Source organism: Parvibaculum lavamentivorans DS-1, from assembly GCF_000017565.1.
Taxonomy (GTDB): Bacteria; Pseudomonadota; Alphaproteobacteria; order Parvibaculales; family Parvibaculaceae; genus Parvibaculum; species Parvibaculum lavamentivorans.
In genome coordinates this window covers 441747-458998 of sequence record NC_009719.1, presented here as the reverse complement: position 1 = coordinate 458998, position 17252 = coordinate 441747, and the positions used below count along the sequence as shown (strand labels likewise).

Here is a 17252-nt window from a genome sequence, read left to right as displayed (position 1 = left end):
CGACCGGCGGAGGTTTTCCCGTGTCAGCAAGAGATAGAGGGGCCGGTTTTGCTAATGTGAGCAAAGTCCATGCCCTTAGCTCTTCGGTCTATATGGTTAATAATGCGCAAGGCTAAAGTTCCCTGAAGCCGCCGTTTTCTCATGGCGGATCGTCTTCGGGGGGCTGAAGGTGCAGGACGGGCAAAGCGATGCGCGCGTAGAACAGGCGCGCCTATCCGAGCGGAAACCGGGGCGACGGGCCCCTCGGGGCAGGCCTCAGCCGGGTTCGCGGCCGCTGCTGGGCGAGATGGCGGTGGAAGCGGGGCTGGTTCAGCCGGAGGCATTGGCACCGGCGCTCGAAAAGCAGGCGCATTGGGGCGGACCGCTCGGCAGAATTCTCGTCAGCATCGGCGCCATGCGAGTGGCAGACGTGGCGCGGCTTTACGGACGGCAGCGCGGCCTCCCCTTCGTCGACCTGCAGGAAGAGCCGCATGAGACGAGCCTCGCCAGCTCGGAACGGCTCGATTTCTATCTTCGCGAAATGTGCCTGCCGTGGCGGCGGCGCGCCGGTGAGACGATCTATGTGGCCGCCGATCCGGATCGCTCGCGCGCAGCCATTACGGGACAAGAGGGGCGGCCGCTGCCGGTCTTCGTAACCTCGCCGCGCGACATCAGCCGCACCGTGACGCGCGCATTCGGCCAGGCGCTGACGGACCGGGCGATTTTTCATCTGCGGCGACAAATGCCGGAAAGTTCCGCCGCCTACCGCCTCTCCGCGCCGCAATCGGCTTTTCTTCTGCTGGTGGCCCTCGCGCTGCTGACCTTTCTCGCCACGGCGCCGATATCTTTGCTGTCGGGAGCGACTGCCACAATCGGCATCACATTTCTCCTGATCGCCACGCTCCGCTATATGTCGATCTTTATCGGCCTGCTGGCAGAGCCGACGCGCGAAGAGCTCGCCTTCAGCAACTACGGCGTACCGCTCGACAAGGATCTTCCCGTCTACACGGTGATGGTGCCGCTTTTTCGCGAAGCAAGCGTGCTGCCTATTCTTGCGACGGCATTGCGCGAACTCGACTATCCGGCATCGAAGCTCGACATCAAGTTCATCTTCGAAGAGAGCGATGTTGAAACCTACGAAGCGGCAAAGGCGCTCAGATTACCGGATCATTTCGAGTTCATCGTCGTACCCACGAGCTTTCCGCAGACAAAGCCCAAGGCATGCAATTTCGCCCTGCCTTTCGCCCGAGGCGAATTCCTCGTCATTTACGACGCGGAAGACGCGCCCGAGCCGCAGCAGCTGAAAAAGGCGGTTTCTGCGTTCCGGCTCGGCGACGAAAAACTCGCCTGCGTTCAGGCCCAGCTCAACTACTACAACTGGCGGGAGAACTGGCTGACGCGGCAGTTCGCACTTGAATATGCGGCCTTCTTCGATCTGATGCTGCCGACCATGGCGCGGCTGCGGCTGCCGATACCGCTTGGCGGCACGTCCACCCATTTTCGCACCGAACTGCTACGGAATGCCGGCGCGTGGGACCCGAACAATGTAACGGAGGATGCCGATCTCGGGCTCCGTTTCGCCCTGCATGGTTATCGCTGCAGCATCATCCGCTCGACGACCGAAGAGGAGGCGAACTGCAAGCTGCCCAACTGGGTCCGCCAACGCTCGCGCTGGATAAAGGGCTGGATGCAAACCTATCTCGTTCGCATGCGGCATCCCGTGCGCCTCTACAGGGCGCTGGGCTTGCGCGGCTTCATCGGCTTTCAGGTCCTGATAGGCGGTTCGACGCTTTCCAGCCTCTTGCACCCCTTCCTCTATCTCGGCCTGATCGTGCCGCTGATCGAGAGCGGACTTGCCGGCGATCTGACCGGTCTCACGGTCTTTCACCTGCTGGTTCTGGTTTCGGGTTACGCGCTGGCGGTCTCCGCGGGACTTGCCGCTGCTTCGGCACGCGGCCTTCCCCAGCTCTTCATTCACACCCTGACAATGCCCGCCTATTGGCTGCTGCTTTCGTTCGCCGCCTACAAGGCCCTGTGGCAGCTTGTGGTAAAGCCGTTTCATTGGGAAAAAACGGATCATGGCATCAGCCGCATGCTGCCGGCCAGGCTGAAAGGGCCGGTTTCCAGCCAGTTTGTCTCGCCGCACTAACCAATCGCTAAAGAGTTTGGACCATATTCACGTTATCAACCCCGACCTCCGGGACAGCGTGAGAGAAATCGAGATGTGGCAGCGATCCGAACCCCGTAAAAACACCATCACTGCCGAAACCTATGCGCAGCTTGGCGTTCTCGTCGTCGAGGACACGCTGCATATGGCGACCCTTTTACGCGGCGTGTTGAACGGGATCGGCATCCGCAACATCGTAAGTGCCCGGTCAGGCGAGGATGCGCTGAGCGCGCTGATGCGCGGCAGGGTGGACCTTGCGATCATGGACGATCTGGAGCCGCCGCTCGACGGGCTTTCCGTTGTGCGGGCGATCCGGCTCGCCGAGGAAGACACGCTGAACCAGATTCCGGTGATTTACCTGACGACGAAGCGCGAACGCAGCGCGATAATCGCAGCGCGAGACGCGGGCGTGACGGAAATTCTCTCCAAGCCCTTCTCGGCGCAGCAGCTTATCGAGCGGATGGAAACGGTGCTGACGCGGCCGCGCACCATTGTCCGCTCCGAAGCCTTTACCGGCCCCGATCGCCGGCGCCGGGACGGCAAGGCCATTGTGAAGCGGCGCGAAGCCGACCGGAAGCCGTAGGCGGCGGCGCTAGCGGCAGGCATCCTTGTAGTCGCCGCGCAGAAGATTTTTCTGCACCTTTCCCATCGTATTGCGCGGCAGGCTTTCAACGAAGAAGGCCCGCTTCGGCACCTTGAAATTCGCCACCCGCTCCTTCAGCCGGGCAAGGAGCGTTGCCTCGTCGAGCATTTGACCGGGACGCAGCACGACCACGGCGACACCGGCCTCGCCGAAATCTGCATGCGGCACGCCGACAATGGCCGATTCCAGCACTTCCGGCATGTCGTCGACCAATTCCTCAATTTCCTTCGGATAGACGTTGAAGCCGCCGGAGATGATCAGGTCCTTGGCGCGGCCGACAAGGTGGACATAGCCGTCCACGTCTATCATCGCGACGTCGCCTGTCTTGAACCAGCCATCCGCCGTGAACTCTTCCGCGGACTTTTCCGGCATCCGCCAATAGCCAGTGAAGACGTTGGGCCCCTGCACTTGCAAGCCGCCGATCTCACCGGCTTCAAGCACCGCCCCCTCGTCGGAAACCACGCGAACCTGGGTGCCGGCAAGCGGAAAGCCAACCGTTCCCGGGCGCCGCTCGCCATCATAGGGGTTCGAGGTGTTCATGCCGGTTTCCGTCATGCCGTAACGCTCGAGAATGGCGTGGCCGGTGCGGGCACGAAATTCCTCGAATGTCTCGGCAAGGAGCGGCGCGGAGCCGGAGGTGAAGAGCCGCATGTGGCGAACGAGGTCGCGGTTGAAATCCTCGCCCGACAGGAGCCGTGTGTAGAAAGTCGGGACGCCCATGAAGACCGTCGCGCGCGGCAGCTCCCGGATCACGTCGGCGCGTTCGAATTTCTGCTGCCAGATCATCTTCGCACCCGACAGCAAGGCGCAGTGGCAGGCGACGAAAAGGCCATGCGCGTGAAATATCGGCAAGGCATGGAGCAGCACATCGTCTTCGGTGAAGCGCCAGACGTCGCGCAGCGCGATGCCGTTTGCCGCCAGGTTGCCGTGGCTCAACATGGCGCCTTTCGGTTTTCCCGTGGTGCCGGATGTGTAGAGGATCGCGGCGAGATCGCCCGCCGCGCACACGGCTGCCGGAAGAGCATCCCTCACCTTCTCGGCGCCGTCCATGAAGCTGCCGCGCGCATTCGCATCGAGCGTCAGCAAATGGGGCGTACCGCGCCGCGCCGTAATCTCGCGCAAGGCTTCTTCCATCGATGGATCGCAAATGACGAGGGCTGGTTCGGCATCGCCGACAAGATAGTCGATCTCGTCCGTGCGGTAGGCAGTGTTCAGAGGGAGGAAGACGAAGCCGCCGCGCAGACAGGCGAGATAGACGCAAAGCGCTTCCGGCGATTTTTCGACCTGAAGCACGATGCGATCGCCCTTGACGAGCCCGAGGCCGGCAAAGAAGGCCGCATAGCGCGCGGCCGTCGACGCCAGACGGGCGAACGACCAAATGAGCGGCCCGTGCGAACGGCCTGGCGCCTCCAGCGCGACACGCGAACGGTCTTCGGGAAAAGAGGCTTCGATCAGGGTGTAAAGGGACGGGCTCATGATGCTTCCGATGCTGCGGCCACCTCTTATAGCCGAGGCGGCGGGAAGCCGCATCTCCCCGCCTATCCGGCCCGGTGCAGATTCAGATAATGCATGTGCCGCTCATACTGCCCCAGAAGGTCCGCGATCACCTGTTCCTTGGTGTAACCCAAAATATCGTAGCGTTGACCGCCCTCACGCAGGGCGACTTCCGCGCGCCAGGTGTGATCCGGCCCTTCGCGCTCACCTTCAAGCGCAGTGATGGCAAAGCTTGGGACCGGTACGCTCCGAAGCGCGACGCCATAGAGGAAATCGTCGCTGGCGCCATGCCCGACCGACAGTTGTGTCTTCCTCTCGGTTGCGGTGACATCCACCTCAAGACCGCGATGACGAATTTCCACCGCGACCTCATTGAGCGCGGGGCCCACGACATCGCGCATGAAAGCCGATGCCCGCTCGCGCGTCGGCTGATGAAGAAGCGTCCCGAGACGCTGTTTCCAGGCGAGGGGCGGATGGCTCGCGACAATCGGAATGCCGAATTGAAGGCTCTTCTGGCGTTGCGTCTCCCGGCGGAGAGCGGTGAAGAGGCCGTAGCAGACGATGAGCAGAATGGCGGCCAACGGAAAGCCACTGGCGATGGCGCCTGTCTGCAACGCGGCCAGACCGCCCGCCAGCAGCAGCACGGCCGCAACCACGCCCTCCATCAAGGCCCAGAATACGCGCTGCCAGACCGGAGGCTCCGCTTTACCGCCCGAGGTGATGATGTCGATGACGAGGCTCCCGGAATCCGACGATGTGACGAAGAAGGTCACGACAAGCAACGTTGCGAGCGACATCGAGATACCGGCAAGGGGAAGGTGCTCGAGGAACTGAAAAAGCGCGACCGCGACATCGGCCTGGACGGCGCCGACCATCTCGGCCGAACCATCAAGCTGCATAGCGAGCGCCGTATTCCCGAACACGGTGAACCAGAGGAAGGTGAAGCCGGACGGCACGAGGAGCACGCCCACAACAAATTGGCGGATTGTGCGGCCGCGCGAAATGCGCGCGATGAACATGCCGACGAAGGGAGACCATGAAATCCACCATCCCCAGTAAAAGAGGGTCCAGTTTCCGATCCATTCATTCGGCTGATAGGCGTAGAGCGTGAATGTCTTGCCGATGATGTCGCTCAAATAGCCGCCTGTATTCTGCATGGCCGCCTGCAGCAGGAAGACAGTCGGCCCCACAAACAGCACGAAAAGCATGAGCAGCAGCGCCAGGCCGAGATTGAGCTCAGAGAGGCGGCGAATGCCCGCATTGATACCGGAAGCGACGGAGGCGGTCGCCAGAAGCGTTATGCCTGCGATCAGGGCGAGCTGAACGCCGAGCGCCATCTCGATGTCGAACAGGTAGTTGAGGCCGGCATTTACCTGCATCACGCCAAGGCCGAGCGAGGTAGCGACGCCGAACATCGTGCCGAAGACGGCGAAGATGTCGACGAGGTGCCCTATCCAGCCGTGGATACGCTCGCCGATCAGCGGATAGAGCGCCGAGCGCACCGTGAGCGGCAGTCCGTGACGGAAGGAAAAATAGGCGAGCGCCATACCCATCACGGCATAGATCGCCCAGGCGTGAAGCCCCCAGTGAAAGAAGGCGAGTTGCATTGCATTGCGCGCGGCGTCCAGCGTCTCCCCCTCGCCCACCGGCGGGCTGGCGAAATGCAGCACCGGCTCCGCGACGCCGTAGAACATGATCCCGATGCCCATGCCGGCGCTGAACAACATGGCGAACCAGGACGCCGTCGAGAAATCGGGTTCGGAGTCATCCGGGCCGAGCTTGATCGCACCCATGGAACTCGCGGCGACGCCGACGGAGAAAATCAGGAATGTCGCGACGGAGGCGACATAGAACCAGCCCATCTCATGGATGATCCATGACTGAACCGAAGCGAAAATGTTGGCGGCATTCGCCGGATCGCGGACGGAGAAGACAAGCGCCGCCAGAACGAGGATGACGGACCCGAAAAAGACCGGCGCGTTTGCCTGAAAGAGACGGGATTTTTCCGCGCCCGGTTTTTCTTCGGCCATGGCCGTCTCCTTTCCGACAATATTCAAGGCAAAAATGCGCGTAGGCGGCGAAGGAGATCGCCGCGCGGCATGTTTCGGTTATGTGATTTCATGAACAGCATTACACACGCAGTCCACAAGGCCAACCCCGCAAAGGACCAAAGTCCGCGTTCCGCGCGGGGCTTTTGCTCATATAAACCACACAGAAAGAGGCTCTCCGTGCGCAGCTTTGTTTTCTCTGCTTTTGCGGCCGCACTGCTATTTGCCGGTCAACCGGCATCTGCCGTCACGCTGACGCCGCCCGACACCGGATACAGCGCCACGCGGATCGTGAACGCGTCAGGACGGGAAATTTCCGGGCAGCTTTATTCCGAGAACGGAAATGAACGCTGGGAGATGACGATGCAGGGCATGCGTCAGGTTTCCATTTTGCGGCATGGCGAAGGCCGCATGTTTCTCTACATGCCGGATATGAACATGGCGATGGAAATGGGCCAGGAGGAAGCGGCAAATTACGGCGTCGAAAAATTGCTCGGCGGCGTCGAGGCGGAAGAAATCGGCCGCGAGACGGTCGAGGGTGAGGCCACCACGAAATATCGCGTGCTGCCGGGACAGACGGCGCAGAAAGGCGACGCGACGATCTGGGTGACGGAAGACGGCATACCGGTCAAGGCGGAGGGATCGAGCGCGCAGGGAAATTTTTCGATGCGGCTGACGAACCTGCAGCGCGGACCTCAGGACCCGGGACTGTTCGAGCTGCCCGCCGGTGTCTCGGCGATGAAGATGCCTCAGGGAATGCCCGGTGGAACGATGCCCGGAATGCCGCTGCCCTGACCCGCGATCGCGACGCCGCTCAATCGGCCGATCGCGTGCCGAGGCGTGTCGCCTTTTCTTCCTCGCGGCGTTCTTCTTCCGCCGGCTCGACACGCGTTCGCGGTTGAGCCGGTTCGGTAATGAGCCGGGCGCCGCGCTGCAAGGTCAGATAGTCCCACATCCATTTGTAGGCGACGGCGACGCGGTTTCTCGTGCCGATCAGGAAGAAGACGTGGACGGCGCCCCAGAAAAGCCATGCGGAGACTCCCGTCAGCCGCATGCGGCGCAGCTGCACGATGGCCGATTTGCGGCCTATCGTGGCAAGGTCGCCGCGGTGCCGATAAACGAAAGGACCGGGGAGCGGGCGGCCGCTCACACGCGCGGACAGAAGCTTCGCGACATAACTTCCCATCTGCTTCGCGGCGGGCGCTATTCCCGGCACGGGCTTTTCATCCTGCTGCAGAACAAATGCCGTATCGCCGATTGCGTAAACATCGGGCACGCCCGGCACCGATAAATCCTCGGCGACGCGGACCTGGCCGTTTTTCTGCATGGGCGCCTGCAGCCATACACCGGCCGGAGACGCGACCACGCCCGCGGCCCAGATGATGGTGCCGGCTTCGATGCGCCCGCCCTCGGTATCTACGCCGCCCGCATCGCAGCCGATGACCTTTGTCTCGGTCAACACTTCAACGCCCATCCGCTCAAGCGCCTTTTTCGCGTAACCGGCAAGGGTATCGTTGAAGGCCGGCAGAATTCGCGGGCCCGCCTCCACGATGAGAACGCGCGCGGCGCCCGCGTCGATGTTGCGAAAATCCGCCGCGAGCGTATGGCGCGCCATATCCCTGATCGCACCTGCAATCTCGACGCCGGTCGGGCCGCCGCCGACGACAACGAATGTCAGCAGACGCCGCCGCCGTTCCTCGTCCCGCGCCAGTTCCGCCTTTTCGAAAGCAAGCAGGATGCGGCGGCGAATTTCGGTGGCGTCCTCGATGCGTTTCAGGCCTGGCGCGGCCTCCGCCCAGTCGTCATTGCCGAAATAGGAATGCGTGGAGCCGGTGGCGAGGATCAGGTGATCATAGGGGATGCTCGTCTCGGCGGTTTCGACCACGCGACGGGCGGTATCGATGCCGGTGACGGTATCCAGCAGCACGGTCGCATTTTTCTGGTCGCTCAATATACCGCGGATCGGCCATGCGACATCCGCCGGCGAAAGGGCGGCCGTGGCGACCTGGTAGAGCAGCGGTTGAAAGCAGTGATGGTTCTGCCGGTCGATCAGGACGAGATCGACAGGCGCGTCCGCAAGACCCCGCGCGGCATAAAGGCCGCCAAAGCCTCCCCCGACAATCACCACCTTCGCCCGGCCGCTGGTGCCGGTCTGCCTGCTCTTGCCGGCGCCCATTACAACCCCATCAAAATAAATCAGTACCATAACTTAACGCGTTTTTTCCGATAGAGGTTCCGGATTTTCCCTTTCGCAATGAACCAATGCCCGGTTCGCGGCTTGTAGGCAGGAGGCAGAACCGCAACTCCGGCAAAAAGGGAGATGACAATGCCGGCCAAATCCAAAGCCCAGCAAAAAGCCGCAGGAGCCGCGCTCGCCGCCAAACGGGGCGACATAAAGAAAAGCGAGCTCAAAGGCGCATCGAAATCCATGGTCAATTCGATGAGCGAAAAGGAACTTCACGACATGGCTTCCACCAAGCGCAAAGGGAAGCCCGCCAAAAAGAAATCGTGAAGTCCGCCCGGCTTCGCCTTGCGACGCGCTGAGTGCCGAAGTCACCGTAACCCCGCGAAGTTCCCGCTCGCCTCCTTAGGCAAGCGCAGCCTGGAACCTTTCTCCGTCGCGACGGTTCGGGCTGAAAGGAGAAAATGATGACAAAAAAGCTGAAAGTTCTGGCTCTCAACGGAACCCTGAAATCCACGTCGGGCGATCCCTCCTCGACGGAACGCATGCTCACTCTTTTGCTGGAAGAGTTCGCAAAGGAGAACGCGGAAGGCGAGATCATCCGGCTTGCGGATCATGACATCAAGCCGGGCGTGACATCCGATGAAGGAAAGGGCGACGCATGGCCGGCGATACGCAAGAAAATTCTCGCTGCCGATATTGTCATCGCCGGCACGCCCGTCTGGCTCGGCCAGCCGTCAAGCATCATCAAGCGCGCCATGGAACGGATGAATGCCTTTCTCTCGGAGAAGGACGATGAAGGGCGAATGGTTTCCTATGGCCGCGTCGCAGCCGTCGCCGTGGTCGGCAATGAAGACGGCGCCCATCACATATCCGCCGAGCTCTTCCAGGCCCTGAACGATGTCGGCTTCACCCTTGCGCCAAACGCCATCGCTTATTGGGTCGGCGAGGCGATGGGCAGCACCGACTTCAAGGATCTCGACGAAGCGCCCGAGGCCGTGACCTCGGCCATCCGCATGTTGGCGCGCAATGCCGCGCATCTCGCTCGCCAATTGAAGGCGGAGGGCTATCCGCCGGTGAAGTGAGCTTCAACACTGAAAAGGAACCTTGCTATGTCGCAGAGCAAACCCGCACCTCAACCCCAGGAACAAAGCCATCAGCCCGGCAGTGAAGAGGAGATGCATCCAGCGCCCGATTACATGCCGCGCTTTCCCGGCTCCGGGCGATTGAAGGGAAAGGCCGCGATCATCACGGGTGGCGATTCCGGCATCGGGCGCGCAACGGCCATTCTGTTTGCCCGCGAAGGCGCGAAGGTCGGCTTTCTCTACAAGGACGAAACGGAAGGGGAAGACGCGCAGGAAACCATCGAACGCATCAAGGCCGAAGGCGCCGAATGCTTTTCCATGGCGGGAGACGTCGGCGACAAATCCGTGGCCGAAGCCTTTGTCGCGGAGGCGCTGAAAAAATTCGGCAGGCTCGATGTGGTGGTGAACGGTGCTGCTGAACAGCACCACCGGCCGGAGATGACCGACATTCCCGAAGAACAGATGGAGCGGACTTTCCGCACCAACATCTTTGGCTGCTTCCACATCATCCAGGCGGCGTTGCCTCATCTGAAGCGCGGCGCGTCGGTCATCTGCATCACCTCGGTCACCGCCTATCGCGGGCAACCGGCATTGCTCGACTATTCCTCGACCAAGGGGGCCGTGCTCGCGCTTGTCCGGGCGCTCTCCTCCAATCTGGCGGACAAAGGCATTCGCGTGAACGGCGTCGCGCCCGGCCCGATCTGGACACCGCTTATTCCTGCCTCCTTCCCCGAGGACAAGGTTGCGGAGTTCGGCAAGAGCGCGCCGCTCGGGCGCCCGGGGCAGCCGAATGAAGTGGCGCCCTCGCTTCTCTTCCTCGCTTGCGAGGACGCGTCATACATGACGGGGCAGGTGCTCCATCCGAATGGCGGCGATCTGATTGGAGGCTGAAGCCCGCGAAACCGAAACTAGAGCTGCTTCTTGATGGTTCGCGCCGTCGCCGAGATGTCCTCACCGAGGCCTTCCACGGTGTTGCAGCCGGCCAATCCCAGCAGGGTCAGAAACAGCAACGCGACAGTCAATTTCCTGCTCATCGGCAATGCCAATCCAAAAAGGTGAGAGACTGGAGCGGGTGAAGGGAATCGAACCCTCGTCGTAAGCTTGGGAAGCTTCTGCTCTACCATTGAGCTACACCCGCGCGCCGCTAATTCTCTACGGTTTCGGCGGCCTTGACGCAAGAGGCTACCAGCGGTTCTCGACCTCCTCGGCGAAACCGAGAAAATCCCGGATCTCGATCCGGCTGCCATCATCCAGAACGACGAAGCCGGAAAAGCGGCCAAAGACCTGATGCTGGATCGAGCGCAGGATTTTCAGATCAACGGCGGCGCTGCGATCGATGATCGGCTGGAAAACCATCTCGAAGCGGCCGTCGCTGCTCGAAAAGCGCCAGGGCGCACCGTCATATGTGCCGTCCGGTATGTGAAAGGTCACGTCCGCAAGCTTGTGCGCGACGCCATCCATGAAAATCATGTTCTCCGTCGCGGCCGATGTGTCGCCGAAGCCATAGCCGATGTTGAAGCCAAAGGCATGCCCATCCACGACACCCGAAGCCGAACCCCAATACCATGTATTGTCGTAGGTCCAGACGCCCCGTCCCCAATCGAGTATCCCGAAGGCGGAAGCGGGCGAAAACACGTGCTTGCGGCCATCTATCTCGACAGTGCCTTCGGCCGGCATGCAATTGATTTTCTGATTGTAATAGAAGGCGCGCGGCGCATCCGGGAAGGGGGTGGCAATCACCATCCGGTCCATCGGCGGCTGCGACAGGAAAAAGTCACCCTTCATTCCTCTGCCCTTTGCGAATCCGGGACAATCGACGGTGAGGCGCCTGCCTCCCGGTTCATGGCGGAAGCCGAGCGATATTTTCGGGTGAGACTGAACGATATCCCCGGCATCGGCGCTTTCAGGCATTCCCATGCGTCCTCGAGGGAAAGGGATCGTCACGCTGTCTGTTACCGCTTCAGGCATTGAGAAATCGAGCCAGGAAGCGGACAGGAAGCCCATATAGGCATTGTCGGCGACCGTCAGCGCGATGCCGCATTCCTCGTCGAGAATGCAGTAATAGTCCCATTCCTTGATGCGAAACCAGGGCGCGCGAATATCGGCGCGGCGGTACCGTCGCATTTCGCTGCGCGCCCATCCGGCCTCCCGCAGGCTGCCCTTGCCGTCCAGAAGTTCGCCCGCGCCCAATTCATGCTGCACCGGATAGGTCCCCTTTTTTGTTCGGGCTGAGCCTAATCAGGGGTCGCGGATTTGTGAATGGGCAGAACCGTGGGGAATGCTATTTTCCCGTCATGGTCACGGTCCTTGATAACGCCCCTCGGGAAAAGTTCTCCGATCCCTTGCTCACCGCAAAAGGCGAAACGCGTGCCAGCGTGGGCTTTCGCGAATTGCGGACGCTCTGGATCAACACGGGCACGCTCTGCAATATCGAATGCGCCAATTGCTACATTCATTCGAGCCCGACCGACGACCGGCTGACCTATATCAGCGCGGCTGAAGCGGCGAGCTTTTTCGACGAGGCGGCGGGCTTTTCGGATGCGCTGCCCGAAATCGGTTTTACCGGCGGCGAACCCTTCATGAACCCGGACATGCTGGCCATGACGGGAGATGCGCTCGCGCGCGGACATGCGGTTCTCATTCTCACCAATGCGATGCAACCGATGCTGCGTCCGAGGGTCAAGGCCGGGCTTCTGGCCCTTAACGAGACGTATGGCCGTCAGCTCTCGCTCCGCGTCAGCCTCGACCATTATACCGAGACCTTGCACGACGCGGAGCGCGGCGCGGGCAGCTTCGCAAAAGCGATGGAGGGATTGCGCTGGCTCGCGGAGAACGGCTTTGCGGTTTCCGTTGCGGGGCGAACCGTCACCGGCGAACCGGAAGACGAACAGCGAGGGGGCTATGCAGCTGTCTTCGAACGCGAGAACATTCGTATTGATGCAAATAATGCGGCGATGCTCGTTCTTTTCCCTGAGATGGACGAGAAGGCGGATGTGCCCGAAATCACGACCGCCTGCTGGGGCATTCTTCATGTCGATCCGGCCAACATGATGTGCGCGACGAGCCGCATGGTCGTGAAGCGCAAGGGTGCGGCGGCACCGGCGGTCGTCGCCTGCACGCTATTGCCGGACGATCCGCAGTTCGAAATGGGAACCACCCTCGAAGAGAGCGTCCGCCCCGTACAGCTCAATCATCGCCATTGTGCGAAATTCTGCGTACTTGGCGGCGCGAGCTGTTCAGCAAGCTAGGCTTAGGGCGGCATTCTCCCGATATGCGGCAGGATGTTCCGCGCGGTCTCTATTGACCTTGATCAATGACCTCACGGGATGATTGTCCGAACCTCCTGCTATCTGGACGGAACCCGCAATCTCGCGGGCTTCGCCCTCAAAAAGCAGGAGGCAGATAATGACCGTCAAGTCGCTGTTGATAGCAGGTATTACGATGGTGAGCCTGATTGCCGGTGCCGCCTTTGCCGATGTCTATTTGACAGGTGAAGAGGTCGCGAAGCTCGTTGTCGGCAAGACGATCGAAGGCCAGTATCGCGAATGCGGTGTCGGCAGGAACGACTTCCGCGAATTTTACGAAGAAAGTGGCAGAATTCGCGGCGCTGAGCGTGCCTGCAACGTGGCGGGAAGCTGGTCGAAGTATCAGGGCCAGTGGGAAGTCAAGGACGGCAAGTTCTGTGTCCGGCTGGGCTCGGACCGCCCGAGCGGATGCTTCGACTACAAGGTCGACAAGGACGGAGTGCTGACGCGGTACGACGAAAAAGGCGTCGCGCATGTGAATTTCACCATCTACGACGGAAACCCGGACCACCTTTGAGTTTCCGTTAGCGTTGCGCGGTCGGCCCCTCCCCCCTTGCCCCACAAGTAGCCGGCCGCGCAATTCTTCATCGGGCGCGTGCGATCAACTCGCGAAGAAAAACCAGAGCGCGGGCAGAAGAAGCGCCGTCACGATGCCGTTCAGCGCCATCGCGATGCCAGAGAAGGTTCCCGTTACTTCGTCTTCCTGAAAGGCCCGCGCCGTGCCGATGCCATGAGCGGCTATTCCCATTGCAAAGCCGCGGGCGCGGCGGTCGCGGATGCGGAGCAGGTTGAAGAAGGCCGCGCCGAAGACGGCCCCGATAATTCCCGTGATGATGACGAAAGCGGCGGTGAGCGATGGCAGTCCGCCGATTTCTCCGGCGATGCCCATCGCGATTGGGGTTGTTACGGATTTGGGCGCGAGCGAACGGATCGTATCAATGCTCGCCCCCATCGCCTCGCCGATGACAATGGCGGAAATAACGGCGACCGTTGAACCGACGGCGAGCGAGACAACCATGGGAAGCAGCGCCGAGCGCACCCGGGCGAAGTTCAGATAGAGCGGCACCGCGATCGCTACCGTTGCCGGTCCGAGCAGCCAGAGCAGAACCTGCCCGCCCATCTCGTAACTGCCGATATGGATATCCGCGAACCAGAGCAGCGCGATGATCGGCAGCGCGGGCAGCAGCACCGTGTTCGCGAGCGGGCTGCCGCCTGCCATCTGCTGGATCTTGCGAGCGAGAAGATAAAGCGCGAGCGTCAGCGCGATCCAGAACGCGCCTTCCGGTACATGCTCCCAATAGATGAAGCGGAAACCGATGTCGCTCATTCGCCCTCTCCCTCCCTGCCCTGCAGCTTCGCCGTCCAGCTGAAGGCGAAGGCGGCGGCGAGCATGGCGAGGAAGGTGCTGGCGAAGAGCGCGGCCACAATCGGCCACAGGTCGTCTGCCAGCAGCGCCACATAGGCCATCACGCCGACGCCTGCCGGGATATAGAAGAGATTGAGGTGGGCGAGCAGAAATTCGCCGACGCGTTGCAGATTGGCGGGCACGCGGCGCAGCACGACAAGCCCGGTCAGCAGGATCAGGATGCCGATGACGGTGCCCGGCACGGGAAGGCCCAGCTCATGGACGAAGAGCTTCCCCGCGAGATCGCAGGCCACGAGCACGGCGAAAGCGAGGATGAGGCCGAACGGTGCGCGCAACACTGTTCACTTCGTCCGGAAGTGCTTCGAGAGCTTCAGGCCCTGGCGCTGGTAGTTGGAGCCGAGGCCGGCGCCGTAAAGCACCGTCGGGCGGTCGGTCAGGCGCTCCAGCACGAAGCGGCCGATGATCTGGCCATGCTCAAGGATGAAGGGCACCTCATGCGAACGCACCTCGAGCACGATGCGGCTCCCTGCCCCGCCCGCCTCGCGCGCGCCGAAGCCCGGATCGAAGAAGCCCGCATAATGCACACGGAATTCGCCGACCAGCGGATTATAGGCGACCATCTCGGCCGCATGCGTCGCCGGGATGTGCAAGGCCTCGCGGGAGGCAAGGATGTAGAATTCGTCCGGGTCCAGAATAAGTCCCTTGCCGGGGCGGACATGCACCGGGTCCCAGAAGTCGCGTACGTCATAGACGCCGATCTTGTCGATGTCGATCACGCCCGAATGGCGCTTGGCGCGGTAGCCGACAACCTCGTCCTCCGTCTCGGCGGCAAGGTTGACGGTGAGCGCGATGCCGCCGTCGATATCCGCCTCGCCATCGACGAGCCGCAACTCCTCATGAAGCCGCTTCATCTCGGCATCCGAACTCGTATGCGTGCCGCGCCGGAAGCGTATCTGCGCAAGGCGCGAGCCGGGGCGGACGAGGATCGGGAAAGTGCGCGGGCTGATCTCCAGATAGAGATGGCCCTTGTAGCCCGCCGCCACCTGGTCGAACTCGGCGCAGAAATCGGTGATGAGCCGCGTGAAGACGTCGAGCCGCCCGGTCGAGCTTTTCGGATTGGCGGATGCCGAGGTCCGTTCGGAAAGCGCCAGCGCCTCGACAAGCGGTACGAGATAGACGCAGCCGGTTTCGAGCACCGCCCCATCCGTCAGGTCGATCTTGTGGAGCATCAGCTCCTCGACGCGCTCCATGACGCCATGGTCGGGTCCCGGCAGGAAAGACGCCCTGAGGCGATAGGCGGTCGCGCCCAGCCTGAGGTCGAGGCTCGCCGGCTGGATCTGGGCGGGATCGATCTCCAGCCCGCCCCAGATTTCCTTTTCGCGGATCAGCGCCTGGATGCCATGCGAGGGCAGAATACCGGTCGCGTGCAGCTGGCCGGGCCCGACGCGGCGCGGCTCGTCGCTGTGATTGGGAAAAAGATCGCTCGCCGCTTTGGTCATGACGCCTCGGCCTTGCGGGGGAGGCACAAGCGCCGCCCGCTCCAGATCGCAACGCTCGTTTATAGGCGGCGGCCAGCGGCGGGGAAAGGGGCGAGGCGCGGCAAAGCCTTGACGAATGCCCCTCGCCGCCCTTTAATGCGCCCGAACTCGTGGTGATTTGAGCCGACCGGCTTGCGGCCACGTTAAATAATTCGCTAAAAAGGTCGGGACGCGAGCCCCGATCCGCCAGGTCGGGGTTTTTTTATTGGGGTAGCCCAGATGAGCAAAACGACACGCGACGGCCGGAAGCTGCGGCCCCGGACAGAAGCCGTTCATGGCGGCACGAACCGCACACCTTTCGGCGAGACGAGCGAGGCCATGTTCCTCACCTCGGGCTATGTCTACGAGACGATGGAAGCCGCCGAGCGCCGCTTCAAGAACGAGGAGCCGGGCTTCGTCTATAGCCGCTTCTCCAATCCGACGGTGCGCAGCTTCGAGGAGCGGATGATCGAGCTCGAAGGCGCGGAAGACGCGCGCGCAACCGCGACCGGCATGGCCGCCGTCACCTCCGCCATGCTTTGCTACCTCAAGGCCGGCGATCATGTTCTCTCCTCGCGCGCCCTGTTCGGCTCCTGCCGCTACATCGTGGAGGATCTGCTGCCGCGTTTCGGCGTGACCTCGACGCTGGTCGACGGGCGCGATCTCGACGCGTGGCGAAACGCCGTGCAGCCGAACACAAAAGTGCTGTTCCTCGAAACGCCGTCGAACCCGACGCTCGAAATCATCGACATCAAGGCCGTCGCCGAAATCGCGCATGCGGCGGGCGCGTTGCTCATGGTCGACAATGTGTTCGCCACGCCCGTCCTGCAGCGGCCGCTCGAACTCGGCGCCGATGTCGTCATCTATTCGGCGACCAAACATATCGACGGGCAGGGCCGCTGCCTTGGCGGCATCGTGCTCGCCGGCCAGCAATTCATCTCCGACCATCTCGCGAACTTCCTGCGCCAGACAGGGCCGAGCCTGAGCCCGTTCAACGCCTGGGTCATGCTGAAGAGCCTCGAAACGCTCGACCTGCGCGTGCGGGAGCATGCGCGGAGCGCGGAGGCCGTTTCCCGTTTCCTCGAAGGGCACAAGGGCACCGAGCGGGTTTTCTATCCGGGCCTGCCGAGCCATCCGCAGCATAATCTCGCCATGAGCCAGATGGATGCAGGCGGCAACATGGTCGCCTTCGAAGTGAAGGGCGGCAAGGCGGGTGCCTTCCGCTTCGCCAATGCGCTTCAGGTCATCAAGATTTCCAACAATCTCGGCGACGCGAAAAGCCTCATCACCCATCCCGCGACCACCACCCATCAGCGGCTCACACCGGAAGCAAGGGCGGAGCTGGGGATCGGCGAGGGCCTTGTCCGGCTGTCGGTCGGGCTTGAGGATTCCGGCGATCTGATCGAGGATCTGGACCGCGCGTTGTCCTGACAAGTTGACGCACACGGCCGTTGGGCCCCTTTGCG

The 17252-nt window shown here is 62.0% G+C and carries 17 protein-coding genes, 1 tRNA gene and 1 riboswitch; of the genes, 9 read left to right on the top strand and 9 right to left on the bottom strand.

Annotated features, from left to right (window positions below):
- The first annotated feature begins 286 nt into the window (after positions 1–286).
- Both PLAV_RS02160 and PLAV_RS02155 read left to right on the top strand, forming a co-directional pair.
- A complete protein-coding gene (locus tag PLAV_RS02160; RefSeq protein ID WP_049767680.1) occupies positions 287–2128 on the top strand; it encodes a glycosyltransferase in 1842 nt (613 codons plus the stop codon).
- Positions 2129–2201: 73 nt separating this feature from the next.
- Complete coding sequence (locus tag PLAV_RS02155) at positions 2202–2729, top strand: response regulator (protein ID WP_011995337.1); 528 nt, start codon at positions 2202–2204, stop codon at positions 2727–2729.
- 9 nt (positions 2730–2738) lie between these two features.
- Here PLAV_RS02155 and PLAV_RS02150 read toward each other — a convergent pair whose 3' ends face one another.
- Complete coding sequence (locus tag PLAV_RS02150; RefSeq protein ID WP_041536218.1) at positions 2739–4265, bottom strand: malonate--CoA ligase; 1527 nt, start codon at positions 4263–4265, stop codon at positions 2739–2741.
- Positions 4266–4327: 62 nt separating this feature from the next.
- On the bottom strand, positions 4328–6313 hold the full coding sequence (locus tag PLAV_RS02145; RefSeq protein WP_011995335.1) for a BCCT family transporter: 1986 nt from the start codon (positions 6311–6313) through the stop codon (positions 4328–4330).
- Positions 6314–6511: 198 nt separating this feature from the next.
- Here PLAV_RS02145 and PLAV_RS02140 point away from each other — a divergent pair, with 198 nt between their 5' ends.
- Entirely contained in the window at positions 6512–7126 is a 615-nt protein-coding gene (locus tag PLAV_RS02140) for a hypothetical protein (RefSeq protein WP_041535807.1), read from the top strand.
- 19 nt (positions 7127–7145) lie between these two features.
- On the opposite strand, the gene PLAV_RS02135 is transcribed toward PLAV_RS02140, so the two are convergent.
- Complete coding sequence (locus PLAV_RS02135; RefSeq protein WP_011995333.1) at positions 7146–8507, bottom strand: NAD(P)/FAD-dependent oxidoreductase; 1362 nt, start codon at positions 8505–8507, stop codon at positions 7146–7148.
- Between the two features lie 150 nt (positions 8508–8657).
- On the opposite strand from PLAV_RS02135, the gene PLAV_RS02130 reads away from it, so the two are divergent.
- The 3 genes from PLAV_RS02130 (at position 8658) to PLAV_RS02120 (ending at position 10489) form a co-directional block, all read left to right on the top strand.
- A complete protein-coding gene (locus tag PLAV_RS02130; RefSeq protein WP_011995332.1) occupies positions 8658–8843 on the top strand; it encodes a DUF3008 family protein in 186 nt (61 codons plus the stop codon).
- 137 nt (positions 8844–8980) lie between these two features.
- Positions 8981–9598 (top strand): flavodoxin family protein, encoded by a 618-nt coding sequence (locus tag PLAV_RS02125; RefSeq protein ID WP_011995331.1) that lies wholly within the window; start codon positions 8981–8983, stop codon positions 9596–9598.
- A gap of 27 nt (positions 9599–9625) precedes the next feature.
- Positions 9626–10489: an SDR family oxidoreductase gene (locus PLAV_RS02120; protein WP_011995330.1), complete on the top strand. Its 864-nt coding sequence runs from the start codon at positions 9626–9628 to the stop codon at positions 10487–10489.
- A 17-nt stretch (positions 10490–10506) separates the two neighbouring features.
- On the opposite strand, the gene PLAV_RS19750 is transcribed toward PLAV_RS02120, so the two are convergent.
- The 3 genes from PLAV_RS19750 to PLAV_RS02110 form a co-directional block, all read right to left on the bottom strand.
- Positions 10507–10632 (bottom strand): entericidin, encoded by a 126-nt coding sequence (locus PLAV_RS19750; protein WP_202943997.1) that lies wholly within the window; start codon positions 10630–10632, stop codon positions 10507–10509.
- A gap of 30 nt (positions 10633–10662) precedes the next feature.
- Positions 10663–10736 (bottom strand) — tRNA-Gly (locus PLAV_RS02115).
- A 44-nt stretch (positions 10737–10780) separates the two neighbouring features.
- The gene (locus PLAV_RS02110) at positions 10781–11800 is read right to left on the bottom strand and encodes a DUF2804 domain-containing protein (protein ID WP_011995329.1); all 1020 of its coding nucleotides are present in this window, start codon (positions 11798–11800) and stop codon (positions 10781–10783) included.
- A 140-nt stretch (positions 11801–11940) separates the two neighbouring features.
- Between PLAV_RS02110 and PLAV_RS02105 the strand changes: the two genes are divergently transcribed.
- Together PLAV_RS02105 and PLAV_RS02100 are read left to right on the top strand one after the other, a co-directional pair.
- Positions 11941–12846 carry a radical SAM protein gene (locus PLAV_RS02105; RefSeq protein ID WP_245545203.1) on the top strand — a complete coding sequence of 302 codons (906 nt, stop codon included), beginning with the start codon at positions 11941–11943 and terminating at the stop codon, positions 12844–12846.
- Positions 12847–13003: 157 nt separating this feature from the next.
- Positions 13004–13420, top strand: a complete 417-nt coding sequence (locus PLAV_RS02100) for a hypothetical protein (protein WP_011995327.1) — start codon at positions 13004–13006, stop codon at positions 13418–13420.
- Positions 13421–13504: 84 nt separating this feature from the next.
- On the opposite strand, the gene PLAV_RS02095 is transcribed toward PLAV_RS02100, so the two are convergent.
- The 3 genes from PLAV_RS02095 to PLAV_RS02085 are packed head-to-tail and all read right to left on the bottom strand — an operon-like array spanning position 13505 to position 15768.
- On the bottom strand, positions 13505–14230 hold the full coding sequence (locus PLAV_RS02095) for an LrgB family protein (protein WP_011995326.1): 726 nt from the start codon (positions 14228–14230) through the stop codon (positions 13505–13507).
- Positions 14227–14607 (bottom strand): CidA/LrgA family protein, encoded by a 381-nt coding sequence (locus PLAV_RS02090; RefSeq protein ID WP_083762462.1) that lies wholly within the window; start codon positions 14605–14607, stop codon positions 14227–14229. The genes PLAV_RS02095 and PLAV_RS02090 overlap by 4 nt, the downstream gene beginning before the upstream one ends.
- A 3-nt stretch (positions 14608–14610) precedes the next feature.
- Positions 14611–15768, bottom strand: coding sequence for a 2'-deoxycytidine 5'-triphosphate deaminase (locus PLAV_RS02085; protein WP_011995324.1), 1158 nt, complete (start codon positions 15766–15768; stop codon positions 14611–14613).
- A gap of 139 nt (positions 15769–15907) precedes the next feature.
- A riboswitch (SAM riboswitch) is annotated at positions 15908–15987 on the top strand.
- A 39-nt stretch (positions 15988–16026) separates the two neighbouring features.
- Here PLAV_RS02085 and metZ point away from each other — a divergent pair.
- Entirely contained in the window at positions 16027–17217 is a 1191-nt protein-coding gene (gene metZ, locus PLAV_RS02080; protein WP_011995323.1) for an O-succinylhomoserine sulfhydrylase, read from the top strand.
- The last annotated feature ends 35 nt before the right edge of the window (positions 17218–17252 follow it).

Coding starts and splice junctions, on each gene's coding strand:
- PLAV_RS02160 (WP_049767680.1), top strand. CDS start 287: ATGGCGGTGGAAGCGGGGCTGGTTCAGCCGGAGGCATTGGCACCGGCG.
- PLAV_RS02155 (WP_011995337.1), top strand. CDS start 2,202: ATGTGGCAGCGATCCGAACCCCGTAAAAACACCATCACTGCCGAAACC.
- PLAV_RS02150 (WP_041536218.1), bottom strand. CDS start 4,265: ATGAGCCCGTCCCTTTACACCCTGATCGAAGCCTCTTTTCCCGAAGAC.
- PLAV_RS02145 (WP_011995335.1), bottom strand. CDS start 6,313: ATGGCCGAAGAAAAACCGGGCGCGGAAAAATCCCGTCTCTTTCAGGCA.
- PLAV_RS02135 (WP_011995333.1), bottom strand. CDS start 8,507: ATGGGCGCCGGCAAGAGCAGGCAGACCGGCACCAGCGGCCGGGCGAAG.
- PLAV_RS02130 (WP_011995332.1), top strand. CDS start 8,658: ATGCCGGCCAAATCCAAAGCCCAGCAAAAAGCCGCAGGAGCCGCGCTC.
- PLAV_RS02125 (WP_011995331.1), top strand. CDS start 8,981: ATGACAAAAAAGCTGAAAGTTCTGGCTCTCAACGGAACCCTGAAATCC.
- PLAV_RS02120 (WP_011995330.1), top strand. CDS start 9,626: ATGTCGCAGAGCAAACCCGCACCTCAACCCCAGGAACAAAGCCATCAG.
- PLAV_RS19750 (WP_202943997.1), bottom strand. CDS start 10,632: ATGAGCAGGAAATTGACTGTCGCGTTGCTGTTTCTGACCCTGCTGGGA.
- PLAV_RS02100 (WP_011995327.1), top strand. CDS start 13,004: ATGACCGTCAAGTCGCTGTTGATAGCAGGTATTACGATGGTGAGCCTG.
- PLAV_RS02095 (WP_011995326.1), bottom strand. CDS start 14,230: ATGAGCGACATCGGTTTCCGCTTCATCTATTGGGAGCATGTACCGGAA.
- PLAV_RS02085 (WP_011995324.1), bottom strand. CDS start 15,768: ATGACCAAAGCGGCGAGCGATCTTTTTCCCAATCACAGCGACGAGCCG.
- metZ (WP_011995323.1), top strand. CDS start 16,027: ATGAGCAAAACGACACGCGACGGCCGGAAGCTGCGGCCCCGGACAGAA.